At 59.4% G+C, this 1209-nt stretch carries 2 protein-coding genes; one reads left to right on the plus strand and one right to left on the minus strand.

Annotated features, from left to right (window positions below):
- The coding region (locus AC1Q6C_RS33610; RefSeq protein WP_492667128.1) for a hypothetical protein at positions 1–660 on the plus strand (660 nt) is incomplete at its 5' end.
- A gap of 129 nt (positions 661–789) precedes the next feature.
- Here the strand turns inward: AC1Q6C_RS33610 and AC1Q6C_RS33615 are convergent.
- Positions 790–1209: PDDEXK nuclease domain-containing protein (locus tag AC1Q6C_RS33615; protein WP_492667129.1), on the minus strand; the 420-nt coding region annotated here is incomplete at its 5' end.

The following is a 1209-nucleotide window of genomic DNA, read 5'->3' on the forward strand; positions in this document are numbered from 1 at the left end:
GCCGGACTCACCAGCAAAGTCTCCGTACGCCAGATCCGTACCGAAATCGGCAAAGAAGGCCTACGGCAAGCAGCTGTCGACGCCGGAAGAAAGCCCCCCTCGGACCGAACACTGCGCCGCTGGGCGCAGCAAGGACGAATCCCGCACCCCGACGTCACCGAACGCGCACAACGACGAGCCGCCATCGAACGCCTCGGCGGAATCGACGCTGTCGCAAAGAAAATCGGCCGTTCACGATCAGCGGTCTCTCGCTACCGTTCCGGCGAAACGAACGAACTGCGCGCTGACGCGAAAAAGAAACTCAAAAACGTCAAAGCACGCGACATCATGGACCGCGCCGGCGTCCTACGACCCGACGGACAACCCAAAAAGGCCACCATCCGAGTCCGCGGGGGAGTGTCCGTCCGCAACGGTTCCGAAGAAGGCTACGACTATCGAGTGCGTACCCTCGACTTCGCGAACTCCGACAGCCCCTTCAGTCTCGACGAAACACGAGAACTCGCCATGGCTTTGGCCAACGACGATCATGCCCGAGTGGTTGCCATCCTCGAACGTCACGCCACGATGGATTACCCGGAAAACAAGGGATTCGACCAGTACGGCGACACTTTCGGATTTCACTTCGATTCCATCGAATCCGTCCACATCGACTGGACATAGAACTCCCCCTGCTCCTCGACGCACCGGGCGGGACCAGGCATCGCGTTCGCAGACCCTCGTGCGAAACACCGGTAGCGATCTCGGCACCAGAGGATATGTCGGCCAGGTTCGAAAATCGAATGGCGCCTCTCAGCCGGAGTTGTCAGGTTTGACGGGCAGTTGGGAGTCGAGTTCGGAGACAGTGGCTTCCACAGCTGCCGCGATCTCGTCGTCGGTAGGGACGAGATCGCGAACCTGGGAGGGGAGAGTCTCATAGGTGTAGTCGGCTACGGCGAGGGGTGCAGTTGTCCCGGCAAGTGAATACCGGACGACGTTGTCGTTGCGGCCGGCGCAGAGCAAGATTCCCACAGTCGGGGCGTGGATGTCCTTGTTGCGGAGGTTGTCGTCGATCCACGAAACATAGAAGCCGAGCTTCCCGACATACTCCGGCTCAAACCTGCCTACCTTCAACTCGACGACGACGAACCTCGCTTGCACCCAGTTGAAGAACAGCAAGTCGATATAGAAATCCTGATCACCGACCTCGAAATGGTACTGGCGTCCAACAAA

The sequence above is a fragment of the Rhodococcus sp. MT28 genome (assembly GCF_058792695.1).